Genomic DNA, 20,470 nt, shown 5'->3' with positions numbered 1-20,470 from the left:
ATGACGGGGCATGCCGTCAAGCCCGAGCCGCTGGTGACGATCGATGGCGTCGCCAAGCGCTTCGGCGGGCGGATGGCGCTTGACGGCCTGTCGGCCGTGGTGATGCCGGGGCGGGTGACCGGTCTGGTCGGGCCGGATGGGGCCGGCAAGACGACGCTGATCCGGCTGATCGCCGGCCTGCTCAAGCCCTCCGCCGGAGCGGTCACCGTGTGCGGCTTCGACAGCATCGCCGATGGTGAGGACGTCAGAGGCGTCGTCGGATACATGCCGCAGCGGTTTGGTCTCTACGAGGATCTGACGGTCGCGGAGAACCTGACGCTGCACGCCGATCTCCGCGCGGTGACTGGCGGCGACCGCGCCGCCGCGTTCCAGCGGTTGCTGGGGTTCACCGGCTTGGAACCGTTCCGTGGCCGTCTCGCCGGCGCGCTGTCCGGCGGCATGAAGCAGAAGCTTGGGCTCGCCTGCACCTTGATCCGTCCGCCGCGCCTGCTGCTGCTGGACGAGCCCAGCGTCGGTGTCGATCCGCTGTCGCGGCGCGAGCTGTGGCGAATGGTCTACGAATTGGTCGACCAAGGCATCGGCGTGCTCTGGAGCACCGCCTACCTGGACGAGGCGGAACGCTGCCAGTCGGTCATGCTGCTGAACGAGGGCCGCCTGCTGCATTCGGGCGATCCGACCGACCTGACGCGCCGGATGGAAGGGCGCAGCTTCGTCATGCGCGGATTGGACACCGCCGGGAAGCGCGGTGCCCTCGCGGAGGCCCAAAAGCGGCCCGATGTGGTCGACGCGCTGATCCAAGGGCGCAGCTTGCGGCTGGTGATGAGGGAGGGAGCATCGGCGCCCGTCGGTGCTGGTGCCGTCGAGCCGGTACGTCCCCGCTTCGAGGACGCGTTCGTCAGCCTATTGCGGACGTCCGGCGGTGATCACGCGGCCACCGGGGTGGTGCCGTCGATCACCGCGACCGCACCGGCGGCGGACGAGGGTGGCTTTCCGGTGGAGGCTGTCGACCTGACCCGCCGGTTCGGCGACTTCACCGCCGTCGACCGCGTCTCCTTCATGGTTCGCCGCGCCGAGATCTTCGGGCTGCTGGGTCCGAATGGCGCCGGCAAGTCCACCACCTTCAAGATGCTGTGCGGCCTGCTGCCGATGACCTCCGGCACGGCGCGGCTGGCCGGCATATCGCTGGCCCACGCTCCCGCTTTGGCTCGCGCGCGGCTTGGCTACATGTCGCAGAAGTTCTCGCTCTACCCCGATCTGAGCGTGCGGCAGAACCTGGATTTCTTCGCGGGGGCCTATGGGTTGGCCGGTGGCGTCCGGCGCGCCGCCGTGGCGCGGATGATCGACGGGTTCGGGCTGAGGCCATTCGTCGGCTCCGATGCCGGGGAATTGCCGCTGGGCTTCAAGCAGCGGCTGGCCTTGGCCTGCGCGATCATGCACGAACCGGCCATCCTGTTCCTGGACGAGCCGACCTCCGGTGTCGATCCGCTGACCCGGCGCGAGTTCTGGGCGCATATCAACGCCATGGCCGGGCAGGGGGTGACGGTGCTGGTCACCACGCATTTCATGGACGAGGCCGAATACTGCGACCGGGTCGGCATCGTGTATCGGGGCGCCATCATCGCGATGGATTCGCCCGACGCGCTGAAGGAGAGCGCGCGCGACGCCGGCCTGCCCGATCCGACGCTGGAGGACGCCTTCATCCGCCTGATCGAGCGCCACGACCGCGCGCGGGAGACGGCATGATCGCCCCTGGCGCCGCTCGGCGCCTGCGGCTGTTCGGGCTGGTCAGGAAGGAGACGCTCCAGATCCTCCGCGATCCGAGCAGCCTGCTGATCGCCTTCGTGCTGCCGGTCGTCCTGCTTCTGCTGTTCGGCTATGGCGTCTCGCTGGACGCCAACAACGTGCGCGTCACCGTGGTGGTCGAGAACCCGACCCCGGAGGCCGAGCGGTTCATCGCGTCCTTCGCCAACTCGCCCTATCTCGAGGTTTCGGTGATGCGTCACCGGGCCGACGCGGAGGCGGATCTGGTCGCCGGGCGGGCCGACGGCGTGGTCGTGCTGCGGGCGGATTTCGCGGCGCGGCTGGAGCGCCTGGACACCGCGCCGATCCAACTCCTGCTCGACGGGACCGAGGCCAACACCGCCCGGATCGTCCGCGGCTACGCCGAGGGCGTCTGGTCCGCCTGGGCCCGGCAGGAGGCGATGGCGCGCGGCCGGGTCGCGAGCGTTCCCGTGGTCGCCGAGCCGAGGATCTGGTTCAACCCCGAGCTTCGGAGCCGAAACTTTCTGGTGCCGGGCCTGATCGCCATCATCATGACGCTGATCGGCACGCTGCTGACCTCGCTGGTGGTGGCGCGCGAATGGGAGCGCGGCACGATGGAGGCGCTGATCGCGACCCAAACCGGCTTGGTGGAGTTGCTGGCCGGCAAGCTGGTGCCTTATTTCGTGCTGGGTATGTTGGCGATGACGCTGTCGGTCGCGATGGCGGTCTTCCAGTTCGGGGTGCCGATCCGAGGCTCGATCGCGGTGCTGTTCGGCGTCGCCGCCGTCTTCCTGATCGGGGCGCTCGCCATGGGCTTGTTCATCTCGACCGTCACGCGCAACCAGTTCGTCGCCGGGCAGGTCGCGATCGTCTCGGGTTTCCTGCCGGCCTTCATGCTCTCCGGTTTCGTGTTCGAGATCGGCAGCATGCCGGGCTGGATACAGGTGCTGACCCACGCGGTGGCGGCGCGCTACTTCGTCTCCACCTTGCAGACGCTGTTCCTCGCCGGAACGATCTGGCCGGTGATCCTGCCGGATCTGGGAGCCATGGCGCTGATCGCGCTGGTGTTCCTGTCGGCCACGGCGGCCCGTACCCGCAAACGGCTGGATTGAAGCCATGTGGTCCCGCCTTCGCGCCCTGATCATCAAGGAGTTGCTGTCGGTCTGGCGCGACCGCAAGAGCCGCTTCGTGCTGATCGTGCCGCCGCTGATCCAGCTCTTCGTGTTCTCCTACGCCGCGACCTACGACGTGACGAACATCCGTATCGCCGTGCTCAACGAGGACGCGGGCGCGCCGTCCCGCGACCTGATCGCCCGGTTCGAGGCGGCGCCCGACTTCGCCCGCGTGCTTCACTTGGACGACGCCTCGGCCATCGCGCGGGTGATCGACAATCGCGACGCGGTGATGGTGGTCCATCTTGGCGTGGACTTCTCCCGCCGGCTGCTGGCGGGAGTGCCGACACAGGCCCAACTGGTGCTGGATGGGCGGGGGTCGAACACGGCGCAGATCGTGATGGGCTACGCCTCCACCATCATCGGCGACTTCAACCGCGATTGGGCGGCGCTCCACAAGCTGACGGGACCATCGGCGCCGCTGATCGAGCGCGCCTGGTTCAATCCGAACCTGCTGAGCCTGTGGGTGGTGGTGCCTGGGCTGATGGGTATCCTGACGCAGGTGGTGGCCCTGGTCGTCACGGCCTTGTCGGTCGCGCGCGAGCGGGAGCTTGGCACCTTCGACCAGCTGCTGGTGACGCCGCTGCGTCCGGCGGAGATCCTGATCGGCAAGATCGTGCCGGCCCTGATCATCGGCATGGCGGAGGGGACGCTGATCGTGGTGGCGGCGCTCCTGTGGTTCCGCATCCCGCTGGTCGGCTCCCTGGCGCTGCTCTACCTGAGCCTGTTCGTCTTCCTGCTCTCGATCATCGGCGTGGGGCTGTTCATCTCGGCCCTGTCGGGTACCCAGCAGCAGGCGATCCTGGGCGCCTTCCTGTTCCTGGTGCCGGCCATCATCCTGTCCGGCTTCGCCACGCCGATCGAGAACATGCCGGAGGCGATCCGGATGCTGACCCTGGGGAACCCGCTGCGGCACTTCCTTGTCATCGTGCAGGGGATCTTCCTCAAGGATTTGCCGGCGGAACTGGTGCTGGCGAGCGTCTGGCCGATGGCCGTGATCGGCACCGTGACCCTGGGCGGGGCGGTCTGGTTGTTCCGCAACCGGCTGCGCTGACCGTTCCGAGGACCGTCTTACAAGGGCTGGCGCTTGCGTGGAAGCCGCCGGGCTGGTACGGACCAACAACCGCGATACGGAATCGCGATCAGGAGCCGCCATGACGATCGATGAACTGATCGAGAACTTCGGATTGTTCGACGAGTGGGAGGACAGGTACCGCTACGTCATCGATCTGGGGCGGGATCTGGAACCGCTGGACGACCGCTATCACACCGACGCCTTCAAGGTCGAGGGCTGTATGAGCCAAGTCTGGCTGGTGCCGCTGCCGGCGGAGGACGGCCGGCTACGGTTCGCCGCCGACAGCGATAGCGCGATCGTCAAGGGATTGGCGGCGATCCTGCTGACCGCCTACTCCGACCACACGCCGGAGGAGATCCTGAACACCGACCTGGAGGCGATCTTCACCCGGATCGGGCTGGACCAGCACCTGAGCCCAAATCGCCGCAACGGCTTCTTCTCGATGGTGGAGACCATCAAGGCTTCCGCCAAGGCGCGCGTGGGCGCCCCATCCTGAGGGGAACGGGCTGAACCGGTCCGTTCCGACGCTCCGGCCCCGGCGGGACGGGCGCAATATCCTTACGGTCATATGATCCGATTCTTCCGCGATGTGCCGCATTTTCTGATAAACTCGGTAAAATCTGGTGATATCGAGAGGCGGTTCGGGCATGGCTTTGCTGGATGCCGGTCAGAGGAGGATCTCGGTCGGCGCGTGGAATGAGCGGGTCATGTCCGGCGTCCATATCTGCCAGTTCTTCGCGGATGAGGACGAACGGTTGGGCGCCGTCACCGGCTTTCTGGCGAGTGGACTGGGCGATGGCGACAAATGCGTCTGCTGCTCCGACAACGTGCCCATTTCAGCGCTCGGCTCCCATCTTTCATCGGTCGGGCTGTCGCTGGAGATGGCCTGCGCCACGGGGCAACTGTCGATCGCCGCGACCAGCGACCTGTGCTTTTCCGCCAATCGCTTCGATCCCGAGCACATGGTCGGAGCGATGCGGGATCACGGCGTGTCCGCGGCGCGGGATGGGTGGGCCGGCACCCGGATCGTCAGCGAGATCAATCCCACGGTTTTCGGCTGGGATGGCGGCGGGCGGTTGATCGAGTTCGAGGCGGCGGTGGATGACCTCGTCGGCGAGACGGGAGTGACCGCACTCTGCCAATACGATGTCAGGCGCTTCGACGGCGCCATCCTGATGGAGGTGCTTCGGCTGCATCCGATGGTGATGATCAGGGGCGTGGTGCTGCGCAACCCGCTTCATGGCGGCGGATCCGCTGTGGCGGTGCCGGGGGCGGCGTCGCGAGAGGTGTCGGGAGGGGTGGCCGGGACCGATGCTTGAGCCCGATGGTCGAAGGGAAGCCGGGGCGCGCGCGCTGTCGCAACTGCTGGTCATGCAAGGCGTCGCGGTCGGGTTGCCGGAGCCCGACGCGGTGCTCAAGTTCCTGGCCGGCGGCTTGGCGGAGATGCCGGGCATCGCCACCGTGATCCCCTTCGGTCCAGGCGGTCCGGCGTGGGATGGGCACGACGCCGTGATTCCGCTGGCCTCGGGAGGCGACAGCTTCGGTGGCTTCGCCGTCGCCATCGATGACGCCGAGTCGTTCGACGCGATCCTGCCCTTCATCCGCACCACCCTCGGCATCATCGCCAGCTTTCTGGAACTCCGCCGCGATCAGCGATCCGGCCACGAGCGTGAGCAGCGCTTGCACGTCGAGGTTCGGAAGACCCGGCGGGAACTGTTGCTGATCGAGCATGACCTCCAGGCCATCCTGAACACCATCCCCGACATCTTCTTCCGCACCGGCGACAGCGATCGGGTGGTGATGGTGTCGCCGGGCGTCTTCTCGATCCTGGGTTACGCGCCGGAGACGTTCCTGGGCACCAGGATGAGTGACCATCACGTCGACCCGGAACTGTATCTGCGGGAGCGCGAGCGGGTGCTGGCCGCCCAGGGCGAGGTCGTCATGATCGAGGGCATGATGCGCCACAAGTCCGGCGCGGAGGTCTGGGTTTCGACCAATGCCGCCGCGCGGTTCGATGCCCGCGGGCAATTCACCGGCATCGATGGCATCGCGCGGGACGACACCGCGAAAAAACGGGCCGAGCGGGACCTGTTGACGGCCAAGGATCTGGCGGAACAGGCGAACCGGCTGAAGACGCAGTTCCTCGCCAACATGAGCCATGAATTGCGGACACCGCTGAACGCGATCATCGGTTTCTCGGAGTTCATGGGGCTGGAGGCGCTGGGTCCCTTGGGAGCGGAGAAGTACCGGGAGTACCTGATCGATATCAAACAGTCCGGCGAGCACCTGCTGGAGGTGATCAACGACATCCTGGATGTGGCGCGGATCGAGGCCGGACGGGTCGAACTGCGCCCCGACGCGGTGGCGCTGGCTCCGATGGTCGATTCCTGCGTCAGGCTGGTGGCCGACCGCGCCAGGATGATGAACCTGAGGATCGAGATCGACGTGCCGGCCGGATTGCCGGCCTTGGCGGTGGACCCGCTCCGCTTCCGCCAAGTGCTGCTGAACCTGCTGACCAACGCCGTCAAGTTCAACAGGCGCGGTGGTACGATCACGGTATCCGCCCGACGCCACGACATGCCGCCCGGCGGCTTGCTGGTCACGATCGCGGACACCGGCATCGGCATCGCCGAAAAGGACATTCCGCTGGTGCTGGAGGCGTTTGGTCAGGTGTCCGACGCCTATACCCGCCCGCATGACGGGACTGGCCTGGGCCTGCCGCTGTGTCGGTCCCTGATGACGCTGCATGGCGGCGACCTGCTGCTGGAGAGCGTGCCGGGAGCCGGGACCACCGTGACGCTCGTCCTGCCGGAGTCTTGCGTCAAGCGGGGCTGAGCGTCACGGCGGCGGGCGCCTTCAGGAGGTCCGACCAGGCCGCGGCGTCGGCCGCCAATCCGGCGGAGCCAGTTCGAAGCCGGCGAAGTCGAAGGCGGGGGAGACGGTGCAGCCGACCAGGGTCCAGGAACCCAGCGAGACCGCCGTCTGCCAGGCTCCGGCGGGGACGACCGCCTGGGGCCGCTGCCCGTGGCCCAGCGCGGGACCGAGATGGACCGCCTCGGCGTCGTGCCCATTCGCCGAGACCGTCAGGACAAGTGGGCCCCCGGCGTACCAGTGCCAGATCTCCACGGCGTCGACCCGGTGCCATGCGGAGAACTCGTCCGCTTGGAGCAGGAAATAGATCGCCGTGCAGGAGCCGCGGGACCCATCCGCCGGCGCGTCGCGGAAGGTCTCGACATAGTGGCCACCCTCGGGATGCGGGCGCATCCCGAGGAGCTTGATGATCTCGGCGGCGGAGAGGTCGTTCATGGACAATGCCGTCTTGGTTCAGGCCGCGGGCGGCTTGGTCGCGGTGAAGCTCTCCCGCGCGCTGGCCTTGTCGAACCAGGCGGACAGGGCGGGGCGGCCGGCGCGCCAGTCCTCGTGGCCGAAGCGGAAATCCAGGTAGCCAAGCGCTGACAGCACCGCCAGCGTGCCGATGTCGGCGCCATCGCCCAGGGTGCCGGCCTGTTTCTCCAGAAGGTCCAGGCAACGGCCGACCGCCGCCTTCTGCCGCTCCATCCAGTCGGTCGAGCGCAGCTGCTCGGGCCGGTTGCCTTCAAGTCGGCGCAGGATGGCGGCGTCGCAGATGCCATCGGCCATCGCCTGGAAACGCAGCGCGGTCCAGCGCGCCGGTCCGGCTGGCGGGAACAAGGTGCCGGAGCCGACGCTGTCCAGGTATTCGCAGATGACCGGGCTGTCGAACAAGGCCATGCCGTCGTCGGTGACGAGCGCCGGAACCTTGCCGATCGGATTGTCGTTCGGAAGGTCGGTCTTCGGGCTCCAGGCGTCGGTGTTCTCCAACTCGACGCGTTTGGCGAGGCCAAGTTCGTGGATGACCATCATGACCTTGCGCACGTAAGGCGAGGTCGCGCTATAGCGCAGCTTCATGTCCGGGTCCTTCCCCAGTTATTTTGTTCGAAACTGCCCGTTCCGATTGTGGAGCGGGTTCTAGAAATGGTCCTTGCGCCGCCGGATCTCGGTGAAGACCTCGACCGGATCGGCGCCCTTGAGCCCAAGTTCGGCGGCGATGTCGGGATCGTCGGCGCGGAGGAACGGGTTGGTCGCGCGCTCGACCCCCAGTGTTGTCGGAATGGTCGGCTTGCCGGCGTCGCGCAGCACGGCGATGTCGGCGGCACGCTCCTTCAGCGCGGGATTGTTCGGATCGACGGTGACCGCGAAGCGCGCGTTCGACAGGGTGTACTCGTGGCCGCAATAGACCCGTGTGTCGGCGGGCAGGCCCCGCAGCTTGAGCAGCGAATGCCACATCTGGGCTGGCGTGCCCTCGAACAGCCGGCCGCAGCCGAGGGCGAACAAGGTGTCGCCGCTGAATAGCGCGGAGACGTCGGGAAACCAGAACGAGATGTGGCCGCTGGTGTGGCCCGGTGTCTCGAAGACCCTGACCTCGTGGGCTCCGAAGTGATAGGTGTCCTCGTCGGCCAGCGTGACGTCGAGTTCCGGAATGCGGCCACGCTCCGCCGCCGGCCCGACGATGGTGCAGCCGAATCGCTGCTTCAGCACGCCATTGCCGCCGATGTGGTCGGCGTGATGATGGGTATTGAAGATGTGGGTGGGACGCCAACCTGTTCTTTCCAGGGCGGCCAGCACGGGGCCTGGTTCGCCGGGATCGACGATGCCGACCGCGTCGCTGTCGGGATCCTTGAACAGGTAGACGTAATTGTCGCTTAACGCTGGGATGAGCTGGATTTCCATGATGAAAAGGTTACCTCATGGCCGCGGATCAAGCAAAGGCCGGGACATGACCCGTCCGGTTGTTTCGTGTTAGGCTCCGCCCGCAATGTATACCGATGCCATCGATCTGCGAGAGTTTTACGAGAGCAGCCTGGGACAAGTCGCCCGGCGGATGATCCGTCGGCGTGTCCGCGAGCTGTGGCCGGATGTCGGCGGTCAGGTCGTCCTGGGTGTCGGCTACGCGGCGCCCTATCTGCGGCCGTTCCGGGATGAGGCGGAGCGCGTCATAGCGCTGATGCCGGCCATGCAGGGGGTCGTCTATTGGCCGGCGGAGGGACCGGGCCTGTCCGCGCTGGCCGACGAGGCGGAACTGCCGCTGCCCGACATGTCGGTCGATCGCGTGCTGCTGGTCCACGGGCTGGAATGCACCGAACAGCTCCGCCCGATGATGCGCGAGATCTGGCGCGTCATGGCGGGCGGCGGACGGTTGCTGGTGGTCGCGCCCAATCGGCGGGGCATCTGGGCGCGGATCGATCGGACGCCCTTCGGACACGGCAGCCCGTTCTCGCCGTCGCAGCTCAAGCATGTCCTGCGCGAGAACATGTTCGTCCCGGAGCGCTCGGCCCGCGCGCTGTTCATCCCGCCGATCAAGTCGCGATTCCTGCTCGGTTCGGCTCCCGCCTGGGAGGAGGTCGGCGAACGCTGGTTCAAGGCCTTCGCCGGCGTCTACATCCAGGAAGCGACCAAGCAGATCTACGCCGGAGTGTCGCGCAAGGCGGTCCGCCCCAAGAAACGCCGCCTGATGGTACCGATGCCGTCGGGTGCCGGAATGCCGGGCGCCGCCGGTGCCGCCCATGTCGAGCATGACGACGGCGTGCCGGCCGCCGCGTGCGACGCGGCGGAGGGTGGATCGCCGCCGTGCCGGACGCCACGCGGCGGGTGAGCGCCTACGTCCGGGTCACGCCGACTTGCGGGATTTCCGCGTCGGGGTCGGCAGGTAGGGCGCCAGATAGCGGCCGGTGTAGCTGCGCTCCACCTGGACCACTTTCTCCGGCGGACCCTCCGCGACGATCTCGCCGCCTCCGGTGCCACCTTCTGGACCCAGGTCGATGATCCAATCCGAGGTCTTGATGACCTCCAGATTGTGCTCGATCACCACCACGGTGTTCCCCTGGTCGACCAGGGCGTGGAGCACCTCCAGCAGTTTGCGGACATCCTCGAAATGCAGGCCGGTGGTCGGCTCGTCCAGGATGTAGAGGGTGCGGCCGGTCGCGCGGCGGCTCAGCTCCTTGGCCAGCTTGACGCGCTGGGCCTCGCCGCCCGACAGGGTGGTGGCCGCCTGTCCGACATGGATGTAGCCAAGGCCCACCCGTTCCAGCGTCTGCATCTTGTCGCGGATCGACGGGACCGCCTTGAAGAACTCGGCGCCTTCCTCCACGGTCATGTCGAGCACGTCGGCGATGCTTTTGTCGCGGTACAGGATCTCCAGCGTTTCGCGGTTGTAGCGCTTGCCGTGGCAGACGTCGCAGGTGACATAGACGTCGGGCAGGAAGTGCATCTCGATCTTCAGCACGCCGTCGCCCTGGCACGCCTCGCACCGGCCGCCCTTGACGTTGAAGGAGAAGCGGCCGGGACCGTAGCCGCGCGCCTTCGCCTCCGGCAGGCCGGAGAACCAGTCGCGGATCGGCGTGAAGGCTCCCGTGTAAGTCGCGGGGTTGGACCGCGGCGTGCGGCCGATCGGCGACTGGTCGATGTCGATCACCTTGTCCAGGTGCTCGATGCCGTTGATCGCGTCGTGGTCGGCCGGATGCTCCCGCGCGCCGTTGAGCTTGCGGGCGAGCGCCTTGTACAGCGTCTCGATCACCAGCGTGCTCTTGCCGCCGCCCGACACGCCGGTCACGCAGGTGAAGGTGCCGAGCGGGATCTTGGTGGCGATATCCTGGAGGTTGTTCGACCGGGCACCGACGATCTCGAGGAACTGTCCCTTGTGGCCCTTGCGCCGCTCGGCCGGCACTGGGACGGACCTGCGGCCGGTCAGGTAATCGGCGGTGATGCTGTTGGGGTTCGCCATCACCTCCTCCGGCGTGCCGGCGGCGATCACCTGACCGCCATGGACGCCGGCGGCCGGTCCCATGTCGACCAGATAATCCGCGGCCCGGATGGCGTCCTCGTCATGCTCGACCACGATCACGGTATTGCCGATGTCACGCAGGCGGCGCAGCGTGTCGAGCAGCCGATCGTTGTCGCGCTGGTGCAAACCGATCGAGGGTTCGTCCAGCACGTAGAGCACGCCGGTCAGGCCCGAGCCGATCTGGGAAGCCAAGCGGATGCGCTGGCTCTCGCCGCCCGACAGCGACCCCGAGTTGCGGCTGAGCGTCAGGTATTCCAGCCCGACATTGTTGAGGAAGCCCAGCCGCTCGTTGATCTCCTTCAGGATGCGATAGGCGATCTCCTGGTCCTTGGGCGTGAGGTGCTGGTTCAACTCGCCGAACCACTCGCCCGCTTTGAGGATCGACATCTCGGTGACCTGGCTGATGTGCAGGCCGCGGATCTTGACGGCCAGCGCCTCCGGCTTCAGGCGGGCGCCCTTGCAAGCCTCGCACGGCTGGGTCGACTGGTACTTGCCAAGCTCCTCCTTGACCCAGGCGCTCTCCGTCTCGCGCCAGCGGCGCTCCAGGTTGGTGACGATGCCCTCGAACGGCTTGTTGGTCTCGTAGCTCCGCAAGCCGTCGTCATAGCGCATGGTCACCGGCTTGCCGCCGGAGCCGTACAGGATGGCGTGGCGGACATCCTCGGGCAGGTCCTTCCACGGCTTGGTCGTCGCGACCTTGTAGTGGCGCGCCAAGCTTTCCAGCGTCTGCCCGTAATACTGCGAGGTCGAGTTGGCCCACGGCGCGACGGCGCCCTTGTCGAGCGACAGGTCCTCGTTCGGCACCACCATCAGCGGATCGAAATACAGCTTCTCGCCCAGTCCGTCGCAGGCCGGGCAAGCGCCGAACGGGTTGTTGAAGGAGAACAGCCGGGGCTCGATCTCCGGGATGGTGAAGCCGCTGACCGGGCAGGCGAACTTGGCGGAGAAGGTGGTGCGCTCCGCCGTGTCCGCGTTCTCCGCGAAGGCTAGCCCGTCGGCCAGGGCCAGGGCCTGCTCGAGCGAATCGGCGATCCGGTTGCCCAGGCCCTCGCGCACGACGATGCGGTCGACCACCACCTCGATATCGTGCTTCAGCTTCTTGTTGAGGGCGGGCGCCTCGTCGATCTCGTACATCTCGCCGTCGATCTTGACGCGCTGGTAACCCCGCTTGGAGAGGTCCAGAAGCTCCTTCCGGTACTCGCCCTTGCGGCCGCGGACGATCGGGGCCAGCAGCAGCAGGCGGGTACCTTCCGGCATCGCCATGACGCGGTCGACCATCTGGCTGACGGTCTGGCTCTCGATCGGCAGGCCGGTCGCGGGCGAGTAGGGAACGCCCACGCGCGCGAACATCAGGCGCATGTAGTCATAGATTTCCGTCACCGTGCCGACGGTGGAGCGCGGGTTCCGCGACGTGGTCTTCTGTTCGATCGAGATCGCGGGCGACAGCCCCTCGATCGAATCCACGTCCGGCTTCTGCATCAACTCCAGGAACTGACGCGCGTAGGCCGACAGGCTCTCGACATAGCGTCGCTGCCCCTCGGCGTAGATCGTGTCGAAGGCGAGCGAGGACTTGCCGGACCCGCTCAAGCCGGTGATCACCACCAGCTTGTCGCGCGGCAGATCCACGTCGACATTCTTCAAATTATGTTCCCGCGCGCCGCGGACGGTGATAGATTTGTTCATGAGTTGTTCTTATCAGGAAGACCGGGAGATGGGAAGCGGCAAACCACGGCAGCAAACCACAGACATATGTGCGACGCGGGATCGAATTGCGACTCTCCGTTCGCCCAATCACCGGTGTCAACGCCGGGATGCTGGTTTGTGCTGGAGTCGTGCGTTGCGCTTCCGTCCAGAGAGCCGGCGCCCGTTGCGTTCGGCCCCTCTCCCGCCTACGGTAGGACATCACCGCGCCACCAGCGGATCAGGAGTAGAGAGACCATGAACGTATGGACATTCAGTGGCCGCGTCGGCGCCGATGCTGAGTTGCGGACCACCCAGAGCGGCGAGAAGGTGCTGAGCTTCCGGGTCGCTAACGACATCGGGTTCGGCGAGCGCCGGACCACCCAGTGGGTCGATTGCTCCATGTGGGGCAAGCGCGCCGAGTCGATCTCCAACTACGTCAAGAAGGGCGACAAGGTCGTTGTCAGCGGCGAGCTGAAGCTGGAGGAATTCCAGCGCCGCGACGGCACCCCTGGTTCCAAGCTGAGCGTCCGGGTCAATGAGATGGACCTGGGCAGCAAGCAGGAAGGCGGCGGAGGCGGCGGCTACGAAGGCGGCGGCGGCGGTGGCTATGGCGGTGGTGGCGGAGGCGGCTACCAGGGTGGCGGCGACCGCGACCGCGGTGGGGCCGGCGGCGGCGGCGCGTCGCGCGGCGGTGGCAAGCCGGCCTTCGACCAGGACCTGGATGACGAGATCCCGTTCTAAGTCAGGTGATCCGGGTCGATCCGGATAGTCGTTCCGCGGTCTCCGCCGCGCCCTGGCTTGGGGCCATGACGGGGACGGAGACCGCGAACAAGGATCCGTGACCGGGGCGGGAGCGGACCGTCACGGGATGGTCGAGCAAGGCGGCAGTCCGGCGCACGATCGAGAGGCCGAGGCCGACCCCGCGAAAATCGGCCTGCTCCAATTGGTCGATGCGGCGGAACTCCTCGAAGATGTCGTCCAGCTGGTCGGCCGGGATGCCAATGCCGGTGTCCCATATCTCCACCCGGAGATGTCCTCCGCGCCGTCTGCAGGCCAGCAGCACGCGGCCTGCCGGGGTGTAGCGGAGCGCGTTGGCCAGCAGGTTCGACAGGATCTGCTGCAACAGCACCGGATCGCTGACCACGACGTCTCCATTGGACCGCACCTTGAGCCCAAGCCCCCGGCTGGAGGCCAATGGCTGGAACTCCCCGGCCAGCCGTTCGAGCAGCGGGTTTATGGCGAAGGGCTCGGTCCGGACTTCGACCGCACCCGTCTCCAGCCTGGACAGGTCCAGCAGGCTCGCCAGCATGCGCTCGCCACTGTCATGCGCCTGGGCCAAGCGGCGCAGGTATTCCTCGTGGCGCGACCCCGCGAGTTGCTTTTCCAGCAGGTCGATGAACAGTCTCATGGCCTGGAACGGCTGCCCCAGGTCATGGCTGGCGGCGGCGAGCAGGCGGGTCTTGGCTTGATTGGCGCGATCGGCCTCGTCGCGGGCGGCGCGCAGGTCGGCGGTCCGCTGTTCCACCTGCCGCTCCAAATCGCCCAGCACCGATGACAACTCCTCCGCGAGATCGATTTTTTCCGCCTTCAGGCGAAGCATCTCCGTGATCCAGCCGTTGAGCTTCCAGGCGGCCAGCCAGAGACCGCCGGTGAAGAGCAGCGCCAGCACGCCCATCCCAAGATAGACCGGGTCCTCGCCTTCCATCGCCAAGCGCAGCGCCAGCGGCAGCATGCAGGGCAGCAGGAACGCCGTCACCACCGGCAGGAGCGGCGACAGGGTGGCGACGGCTCCCGCCGCCATGCCCCCCAGGACGAAGGTGACGAACAGCCGGTGGAGCAGGGGCTCGGGCAGAAGGATCGCGAGGCCCACGCCCCAAAGGCATCCTGAAACTCCGGACGCGGCGGCCAACCTCAGGGTCAGGCGCCGTGGGTCCGAGTTGGCCAGGACGCCGGTGTCCCGCCCGCGCAAGTGAATGAACCGGGCGCCCGCCAGACCGACCAGAAGGGCCGCCCAAGCCGAGACCTCGATGACTGGCGCGACTTCAGCCAGAATGGCGGCGATCAGGATGGGATTGATGACATTCGCGGACAAGACGAGAGGCAGCTGTCTGACGACCAGCGATACTTGCTCGCTCCGGACGTCACAGGGCCGTTTACCCCGCTTCGTGCGCTTGTCGCCCACCAGCATCGTGCCACTTCCCCAACCATGACATCATTTGAAACAGTACAATAGCTAACCGTCAAAGGGGGAATAAGCTTTCCAAAATATGGAAAGTTATCGAAATGGACCGATTGGTCTAGAAGATTTGAAACTTTTGACGAATGAAACCGTATCCTTGAAATAGTATTTCTTACGCGGCCCCATCTCTCGGTCCGACAGGTGTCAAATCATGACGCCGCCTGTTCGATCACATGGGAATTCGTCGCTTGGACATGGTTGGGACCCGATCCGTCGCGGACCGGAATGTCAGGGCAGGCGGCCAGTGTCCATGCCGCACGCCCGGTCGATCATCCCAGTCTGACGCGCCGCGATCATGTGGCGGTGCTTGTTCCGCGGTCCCCGCTTCGGCGTGATGTCCGATTTCGCGTGCCTGACGACACGTGATTTGGCACATAGGGCTTCGGTGCGCCTACGGACGGTTGGCGGACGCCCTCGCCGCCCCATATGTCGCCGGCGTCGGGGGGAATGGACCGAGGCGATGAGATGTGAAGGTTTGGTCAAGAGTGTTTGAAGGCTCGCCGTTCGCCGCCGCTCTTCCGTTATCCGCTCGGGCCATGGGCGATCAAGGGTCGCACTTTCTTCCCGCCGCCTCTTCCAGGCCGCCCCATCGAGGCCCCATTGAGATTGAGTGAGAGGATCCGATGACCATCTTCGCCAAGACCGTCGCGCGCGGCGCGATCCCAGGCCTCGCCGGCGCCGTTCTCGGATCGATGGCGTTTGTCTTTCCGGCCCAGGCGATCGACATCTCCGGTGCTGGCGCCACGTTCCCATACCCGGTCTACGCCCGCTGGGCCCAGGCCTATCAGCAGGAAACCGGGACCAGCGTCAATTACCAGGCGATCGGGTCCGGTGGCGGCATCCGCCAGATCAAGGAGCGGACGGTCACCTTCGGCGCGTCGGACAGTCCCCTGAAGCCAGAGGATCTGGAGAAAGCCGGATTGGTCCAGTTCCCGATGCTGATGGGCGGAGTGGTCCCCATCATCAACGTCAAGGGTGTCAAGCCAGGCCAGCTCAAGCTGGATGGAGCCACGCTGGCCAAGATTTATCTCGGAACGATCGAGACCTGGGACGATCCGGCCATCAAGGCGTTGAACCCGGGCCTGGAGCTTCCCGATTTGGCGATAGCCCCGATCTACCGGGCGGACGGATCGGGCACAAATTTCCTGTTCACCAATTACCTCTCCGAGGTCAGCCCCGAGTTCAAGGAGCAGGTCGGCAGCAACACGTCGGTCCAGTGGCCGGCCGGCATCGGCGCCCGCGGCAACGAGGGTGTCGCCGCCATGGCCGGCAGGACGCGCGGCGCCATCGGCTATGTGGAATTCGCCTACGCCAAGCAGAACAAGATGACCGACGCCGTCCTGAAAAGCCGCGACGGCGAGTGGGTGGCCCCCGCCAGCGAAGCCTTCCAGGCGGCGGCGGCCGGGGCCGATTGGACCCGGAACCCCGGCTTCTACGTGATCCTGACCAATCAGCCCGGCCCCGGAAGCTGGCCCATCACGGGGGCCAGCTTCATCCTGATGCCGCGCGAGCCCAAAGACGCCGAGGCGTCGCGGTCGGCGCTGCGGTTTTTCGACTGGGCCTACGCGAACGGCGACAAGATGGCGGAGGATCTGGGCTATGTTCCGATGCCCGACACCGTCGTGAAACAGGTCGAACAAACCTGGGCCAGCGGTTTCGCCAACGTGAACGGCGAAGCCCTGTGGAACGGCGACCAGCGTTGACGCCGCGACTGGACTTTCAGCAATGACCGACACAGCCATCCCCGCACAAACCCGTGTCCTCAGCGGCCGGCAAGCCAGACGCCAGAGCTTGATGGACAAGGCGTTCAAGTCGGCGACGGCCTTCTTCGCCATCACCGTGCTCGTGATCCTGGGTGGCGTGTTCTTCACGCTGGTCCACGGCTCGCTGCCGGCGTTGAACGCCTATGGCTTCGACTTCGTCACCACCGAGGTCTGGAACCCGGTGACCGATCGCTTCGGAGCCTTGGCGCCGATCTACGGCACCTTGATGACCGCCTTGATCGCCATGGCCGTCGGCGTCCCGACCAGCTTCGGCATCGCGGTGTTCCTGACCGAGTTGGCGCCGCCGTGGCTGAAGCGTCCGGTCGGAACGGCGATCGAGCTGCTGGCCGGCATTCCCAGCATCATCTATGGCATTTGGGGCCTGTTCGTGTTCGCCCCGATCTTCCAGCAGACGCTCCAGCCGTTCCTGATCGACACGGTCGGCAAGCTGCCGCTGATCGGCCACATCTTCTCCGGTCCGCCCTATGGCATCGGGATCTTCACCGCCGGCTTGATCCTGGGGATCATGGTCCTGCCGTTCATCACGTCCATCATGCGCGACGTGTTCGAGACGGTGCCGCCGATGGTCAAGGAATCGGCCTATGGCCTGGGCGCCACCACCTGGGAAGTCGTCTGGAAGGTGGTGCTTCCCTACACCAGGGTCGGCGTGGTCGGCGGCGTCATGCTGGGGCTGGGGCGGGCGCTGGGCGAGACCATGGCCGTGACCTTCGTCGTCGGCAACGCGCACCGGATCGGCAAATCGCTGATGGCGCCGGGCACGACGATCTCGGCGGCCATCGCCAACGAGTTCAACGAGGCGGTCGGCGAGCTTTACATCTCGTCGCTGATCGGGCTGGGCCTGATCCTGTTCTTCATCACGTTCACCGTATTGGCCCTGGCCAAGATCATGCTGCTCCGCATGCGGAAGCGGGCGGGGGGATGATCCCGATGGAAATCTACGCGCGGCGCCGCCTGACCAACAAGATCGCGCTGGGACTGTCGATGGCCGCGGCGGCCTTCGGCATCTTCTGGCTGGTCGCCATCCTGTGGACGCTGCTGTACAACGGCCTGGGAGCCCTGGTCCCCAGCGTCTTCACCCTCAGCACGCCGCCTCCCGGCATCGCCGGCGGGTTGCTCAACGCCATCTACGGCAGCGTCGTCATGACCCTGCTGGCGACGCTGATCGGCACGCCGATCGGCGTCATGGCCGGGACGTATCTGGCGGAATATTCCCGCGGCAACATGCTGGGCCATGTCATCCGCTTCATCAACGACATCCTGCTGAGCGCGCCATCGATCATCATCGGCTTGTTCATCTATGGCGTCATGGTGGTTCCCATGGGCCACTTCTCGGCCTGGGCCGGGGCCGTGGCGCTCTCGGTCATCGTCATCCCGGTGGTGGTGCGGACGACCGAGGACATGCTGAACCTGGTGCCGGCCGGCCTGCGCGAGGCCGCTGCGGCCCTGGGGGCGCCGCAGTGGAAGGTGATCGTGATGGTCGCCTACCGCGCGGCGCGCAACGGCATGATCACGGGCGTGCTGCTCGCGGTGGCGCGGGTCAGCGGCGAGACGGCGCCGCTCCTGTTCACAGCACTGAGCAACCAGTTCTGGAGCACCGACATGAACGCGCCGATGGCGAACCTGCCGGTGGTCATCTTCCGCTTCGCGCTCAGCCCATACGAGGATTGGCAGGAACTGGCCTGGGCCGGCGCCCTGCTGATCACCTTCATGATCCTCGTCATCAACATCACCGCCCGCTTCCTGGCGGGTCTCGGCTCCAAGGGACGCTGACCATGCGAAACTCCTCCTTCTCCCTGACGAGCGGCACGGCGGGCCGGGCGGTGGCGGGCGATGCCTCGACCGGCAAGCCTATGGAGGCCAACAAGCTGGTCGAGAAGGTCTCGATCAAGAACCTCAGCTTCTTCTATGGGGAGTTCGAGGCGCTGAAGAAGATCACGCTGCCGATCTACGATCGTCGGGTGACCGCCTTCATCGGTCCGTCCGGCTGCGGCAAGTCCACCCTGCTGCGCATCCTCAACAGGATCTACGACCTGTATCCGAACCAGCGCGCGGTCGGCGAGGTTCTGCTGGATGGCGAGAACCTGCTGTCGCCCAACATCGACCTTAACCTGCTGCGGGCGCGGATCGGCATGGTGTTCCAGAAGCCGACGCCCTTTCCCATGAGCATCCACGACAACATCGCGTTCGGCATCCGCCTCTACGAGAAGCTGCCGCGGGACGAGATGGATAGCCGGGTGGAGCAGGCGCTGCGCCGGGCGGCGCTTTGGAACGAGGTCAAGGACAAGCTGAACCAGAGTGGACTCAGCCTGTCCGGCGGTCAGCAGCAGCGTCTGTGCATCGCCAGGGCGATCGCGGTCAACCCGTCGGTCCTGCTGATGGACGAGCCGGCCTCGGCCCTCGATCCCATCTCGACCTCCAAGATCGAGGAGTTGATCGACGAGTTGAAGAGCGACTACACGATCTGCATCGTCACCCACAACATGCAGCAGGCCGCCCGCGCGTCCGACTTCACCGCCTTCATGTATCTGGGTGAACTGATTGAATTCGGCGTGACCGAGGAGCTGTTCACCACGCCCAAGAAGAAGCGCACGGAGGAATACGTGACCGGCCGTTTTGGCTGAGCCGCGATAAGCGTCTTGACGCGGCCCGTGAATGTGCCACCCTTAATCCATCTGCAAACAACCGAAAGGAGGTGGTCCAATGTCTCATGGAGCAAAGCCGGTCATTGCCGCTGTGTTTGGCGTTTCGGCTCTTCTGATGGCTGGGGTCGCCAGTGCCTGCCCTTCGCACACGACCCACTCCGCGCAGGCCCCGGTTAGCGACGGCGTCGCGGACCAGGGTGTGAAACCGCAGAGCCAGACACGCGGCTGACGACAGGCCGCACCATGTACGAGACGGGCCGCCTCGGATGGGGCGGCCCGTTTTCGTTTGTGGATCAGCGAGTAGGCAAAAAGAGAGGGATGGCCGAAGCCACCCCTCCCTGATCGTTCCGACCGAACCCGCCAATCAGGCGTTGTTGGTCTTTTCCTCGGCGCGCTTTTCCACCTGCTCGGCGGTCAGACCCTGCTTCTGGGCCTCTTCCTGACCAGCGTCGCGGGCGGCGTCGACACCGGCTTCGGCGGCGGTGCGGACGACGGTGGTGGCGCGATCGACCGCCTCGCTGCCGAACTCGCGGGCGCGGCTGTAAAACTCGTCGCTGTAATCGCCCAGCAACTCGTTCTCATAGCGGCTGGCCGGGATGCTGGCGCCGATCACGGCACCGACGGCGATGCCCATGACACCGGCCATCAGCGGATGCTCGTCGACCAGGCTGACGACGCTGCCATAGCCCTGGCGGGCGCGGCGCGATGCCTTGTCACCATACTGGCGGGCACGCTCCTTGTAGTCGGTCTGGCGGCCATAGCTGTCGCTCGACGAATAATCCGAGAAACCTTGGCGCTGCTGTCCGCCGGTCTGGCTCTTGACCCGGTCGCGCATCGACTGGGTGGCGTCGCCGGCTTGGTCCCGCAGATCCGACGCGCGGTCGGAGACTTGGTCGCGAAGCTCGGACGCCCGATTGACGGCTTGGTCGCGGAACTCGCCGGCCCGGTTCATCGCCTGATCGCGCAATTCGCTGGCGCGGTGGAGGGCGGTGTTGCCGTACTGGCGGGCCCGGCGGCGCGCGTCGCGCAAACGGTTGTCGACGCCGGGATGGCTGGTGTTGCTCCAGACAAGCCAACCGACGCCAAGCCCGATCAGCGCCAGCGGAATGGGATTGCCGAGGATCGAGCTGTCGTCGTCGCGGTCGTCGGGATAGTTGCTGTAGTTCTCGTAATAAGTTCTGTTCATGATATACCGCCTGGTTCGTTGTGGGCGCCGCGCGTCTCCGGTTGGAAACGGCGCGCCCTGATTTCGGTG

At 66.2% G+C, this 20,470-nt stretch carries 18 protein-coding genes; 12 read left to right on the top strand and 6 right to left on the bottom strand.

The window, feature by feature from the left end:
* The 6 genes from N825_RS19765 to N825_RS36705 all read left to right on the top strand — a co-directional run bounded on the left by N825_RS19765 (window position 1) and on the right by N825_RS36705 (window position 6,843).
* Window positions 1-1,743 carry an ATP-binding cassette domain-containing protein gene (locus tag N825_RS19765; RefSeq protein WP_037455891.1) on the top strand — a complete coding sequence of 581 codons (1,743 nt, stop codon included), beginning with the start codon at window positions 1-3 and terminating at the stop codon, window positions 1,741-1,743.
* A complete protein-coding gene (locus N825_RS19760; RefSeq protein ID WP_037455888.1) occupies window positions 1,740-2,873 on the top strand; it encodes an ABC transporter permease in 1,134 nt (377 codons plus the stop codon). The genes N825_RS19765 and N825_RS19760 overlap by 4 nt, the downstream gene beginning before the upstream one ends.
* 4 nt (window positions 2,874-2,877) lie before the next feature.
* The gene (locus tag N825_RS19755) at window positions 2,878-3,987 is read left to right on the top strand and encodes an ABC transporter permease (RefSeq protein ID WP_037455885.1); all 1,110 of its coding nucleotides are present in this window, start codon (window positions 2,878-2,880) and stop codon (window positions 3,985-3,987) included.
* 100 nt (window positions 3,988-4,087) lie between these two features.
* Window positions 4,088-4,504 (top strand): SufE family protein, encoded by a 417-nt coding sequence (locus tag N825_RS19750; protein WP_037456100.1) that lies wholly within the window; start codon window positions 4,088-4,090, stop codon window positions 4,502-4,504.
* 151 nt (window positions 4,505-4,655) lie between these two features.
* Window positions 4,656-5,327: an MEDS domain-containing protein gene (locus N825_RS19745; RefSeq protein ID WP_037455883.1), complete on the top strand. Its 672-nt coding sequence runs from the start codon at window positions 4,656-4,658 to the stop codon at window positions 5,325-5,327.
* Window positions 5,320-6,843: a sensor histidine kinase gene (locus N825_RS36705; RefSeq protein ID WP_051512638.1), complete on the top strand. Its 1,524-nt coding sequence runs from the start codon at window positions 5,320-5,322 to the stop codon at window positions 6,841-6,843. Before N825_RS19745 ends, N825_RS36705 begins: the two co-directional genes overlap by 8 nt.
* 21 nt (window positions 6,844-6,864) lie before the next feature.
* Here N825_RS36705 and N825_RS19735 read toward each other — a convergent pair whose 3' ends face one another.
* Genes N825_RS19735 through gloB form a run of 3 tightly spaced genes read right to left on the bottom strand, consistent with a single transcriptional unit; the run spans window position 6,865 to window position 8,757 of the window.
* Window positions 6,865-7,314, bottom strand: coding sequence for a cupin domain-containing protein (locus tag N825_RS19735; protein WP_037455880.1), 450 nt, complete (start codon window positions 7,312-7,314; stop codon window positions 6,865-6,867).
* An 18-nt stretch (window positions 7,315-7,332) separates the two neighbouring features.
* Window positions 7,333-7,935 (bottom strand): glutathione S-transferase N-terminal domain-containing protein, encoded by a 603-nt coding sequence (locus N825_RS19730; RefSeq protein ID WP_037455877.1) that lies wholly within the window; start codon window positions 7,933-7,935, stop codon window positions 7,333-7,335.
* Window positions 7,936-7,995: 60 nt separating this feature from the next.
* Window positions 7,996-8,757, bottom strand: coding sequence for a hydroxyacylglutathione hydrolase (gloB, locus tag N825_RS19725; RefSeq protein ID WP_198038623.1), 762 nt, complete (start codon window positions 8,755-8,757; stop codon window positions 7,996-7,998).
* 85 nt (window positions 8,758-8,842) lie between these two features.
* Between gloB and N825_RS19720 the strand changes: the two genes are divergently transcribed.
* Window positions 8,843-9,679 (top strand): class I SAM-dependent methyltransferase, encoded by an 837-nt coding sequence (locus N825_RS19720; protein WP_084164890.1) that lies wholly within the window; start codon window positions 8,843-8,845, stop codon window positions 9,677-9,679.
* A 15-nt stretch (window positions 9,680-9,694) separates the two neighbouring features.
* Here N825_RS19720 and uvrA read toward each other — a convergent pair whose 3' ends face one another.
* A complete protein-coding gene (uvrA, locus tag N825_RS19715; protein WP_037455869.1) occupies window positions 9,695-12,550 on the bottom strand; it encodes an excinuclease ABC subunit UvrA in 2,856 nt (951 codons plus the stop codon).
* A gap of 255 nt (window positions 12,551-12,805) precedes the next feature.
* Between uvrA and N825_RS19710 the strand changes: the two genes are divergently transcribed.
* The gene (locus tag N825_RS19710; protein WP_037455866.1) at window positions 12,806-13,291 is read left to right on the top strand and encodes a single-stranded DNA-binding protein; all 486 of its coding nucleotides are present in this window, start codon (window positions 12,806-12,808) and stop codon (window positions 13,289-13,291) included.
* A gap of 1 nt (window position 13,292) precedes the next feature.
* On the opposite strand, the gene N825_RS19705 is transcribed toward N825_RS19710, so the two are convergent.
* A complete protein-coding gene (locus tag N825_RS19705; protein ID WP_051512637.1) occupies window positions 13,293-14,738 on the bottom strand; it encodes a sensor histidine kinase in 1,446 nt (481 codons plus the stop codon).
* Between the two features lie 674 nt (window positions 14,739-15,412).
* Between N825_RS19705 and pstS the strand changes: the two genes are divergently transcribed.
* From pstS to pstB, 4 genes are read left to right on the top strand one after another with little or no spacing between them, the layout of a single operon-like run.
* On the top strand, window positions 15,413-16,492 hold the full coding sequence (pstS, locus tag N825_RS19700; protein ID WP_037455864.1) for a phosphate ABC transporter substrate-binding protein PstS: 1,080 nt from the start codon (window positions 15,413-15,415) through the stop codon (window positions 16,490-16,492).
* Window positions 16,493-16,514: 22 nt separating this feature from the next.
* Entirely contained in the window at window positions 16,515-17,495 is a 981-nt protein-coding gene (pstC, locus tag N825_RS19695) for a phosphate ABC transporter permease subunit PstC (RefSeq protein ID WP_037455861.1), read from the top strand.
* Window positions 17,496-17,500: 5 nt separating this feature from the next.
* Complete coding sequence (gene pstA / locus N825_RS19690; RefSeq protein WP_084164903.1) at window positions 17,501-18,343, top strand: phosphate ABC transporter permease PstA; 843 nt, start codon at window positions 17,501-17,503, stop codon at window positions 18,341-18,343.
* Between the two features lie 2 nt (window positions 18,344-18,345).
* Window positions 18,346-19,194: a phosphate ABC transporter ATP-binding protein PstB gene (gene pstB, locus N825_RS19685; protein ID WP_084164889.1), complete on the top strand. Its 849-nt coding sequence runs from the start codon at window positions 18,346-18,348 to the stop codon at window positions 19,192-19,194.
* A 385-nt stretch (window positions 19,195-19,579) separates the two neighbouring features.
* Here the strand turns inward: pstB and N825_RS36700 are convergent, their stop codons facing one another.
* A complete protein-coding gene (locus N825_RS36700; protein WP_051512636.1) occupies window positions 19,580-20,401 on the bottom strand; it encodes a hypothetical protein in 822 nt (273 codons plus the stop codon).
* Window positions 20,402-20,470 lie beyond the last annotated feature (69 nt).

This window comes from Skermanella stibiiresistens SB22, assembly GCF_000576635.1.
In the GTDB taxonomy this organism is placed as follows: domain Bacteria; phylum Pseudomonadota; class Alphaproteobacteria; order Azospirillales; family Azospirillaceae; genus Skermanella; species Skermanella stibiiresistens.
The sequence above is the reverse complement of the archived record's forward strand: the minus strand, read 5'-3'. Positions and strand labels throughout refer to the sequence as shown.

Excerpts from the sequence above, each read along its gene's own strand:
- pstC (WP_037455861.1), top strand. The coding sequence starts at position 16,515 with ATGACCGACACAGCCATCCCCGCACAAACCCGTGTCCTCAGCGGCCGG.
- N825_RS36705 (WP_051512638.1), top strand. The coding sequence starts at position 5,320 with ATGCTTGAGCCCGATGGTCGAAGGGAAGCCGGGGCGCGCGCGCTGTCG.
- N825_RS19735 (WP_037455880.1), bottom strand. The coding sequence starts at position 7,314 with ATGAACGACCTCTCCGCCGCCGAGATCATCAAGCTCCTCGGGATGCGC.
- N825_RS19750 (WP_037456100.1), top strand. The coding sequence starts at position 4,088 with ATGACGATCGATGAACTGATCGAGAACTTCGGATTGTTCGACGAGTGG.
- N825_RS36700 (WP_051512636.1), bottom strand. The coding sequence starts at position 20,401 with ATGAACAGAACTTATTACGAGAACTACAGCAACTATCCCGACGACCGC.
- N825_RS19755 (WP_037455885.1), top strand. The coding sequence starts at position 2,878 with ATGTGGTCCCGCCTTCGCGCCCTGATCATCAAGGAGTTGCTGTCGGTC.
- N825_RS19745 (WP_037455883.1), top strand. The coding sequence starts at position 4,656 with ATGGCTTTGCTGGATGCCGGTCAGAGGAGGATCTCGGTCGGCGCGTGG.
- pstB (WP_084164889.1), top strand. The coding sequence starts at position 18,346 with ATGCGAAACTCCTCCTTCTCCCTGACGAGCGGCACGGCGGGCCGGGCG.
- N825_RS19765 (WP_037455891.1), top strand. The coding sequence starts at position 1 with ATGACGGGGCATGCCGTCAAGCCCGAGCCGCTGGTGACGATCGATGGC.
- N825_RS19730 (WP_037455877.1), bottom strand. The coding sequence starts at position 7,935 with ATGAAGCTGCGCTATAGCGCGACCTCGCCTTACGTGCGCAAGGTCATG.
- N825_RS19760 (WP_037455888.1), top strand. The coding sequence starts at position 1,740 with ATGATCGCCCCTGGCGCCGCTCGGCGCCTGCGGCTGTTCGGGCTGGTC.
- N825_RS19705 (WP_051512637.1), bottom strand. The coding sequence starts at position 14,738 with ATGCTGGTGGGCGACAAGCGCACGAAGCGGGGTAAACGGCCCTGTGAC.
- pstS (WP_037455864.1), top strand. The coding sequence starts at position 15,413 with ATGACCATCTTCGCCAAGACCGTCGCGCGCGGCGCGATCCCAGGCCTC.
- N825_RS19710 (WP_037455866.1), top strand. The coding sequence starts at position 12,806 with ATGAACGTATGGACATTCAGTGGCCGCGTCGGCGCCGATGCTGAGTTG.
- gloB (WP_198038623.1), bottom strand. The coding sequence starts at position 8,757 with ATGGAAATCCAGCTCATCCCAGCGTTAAGCGACAATTACGTCTACCTG.
- pstA (WP_084164903.1), top strand. The coding sequence starts at position 17,501 with ATGGAAATCTACGCGCGGCGCCGCCTGACCAACAAGATCGCGCTGGGA.
- N825_RS19720 (WP_084164890.1), top strand. The coding sequence starts at position 8,843 with ATGTATACCGATGCCATCGATCTGCGAGAGTTTTACGAGAGCAGCCTG.
- uvrA (WP_037455869.1), bottom strand. The coding sequence starts at position 12,550 with ATGAACAAATCTATCACCGTCCGCGGCGCGCGGGAACATAATTTGAAG.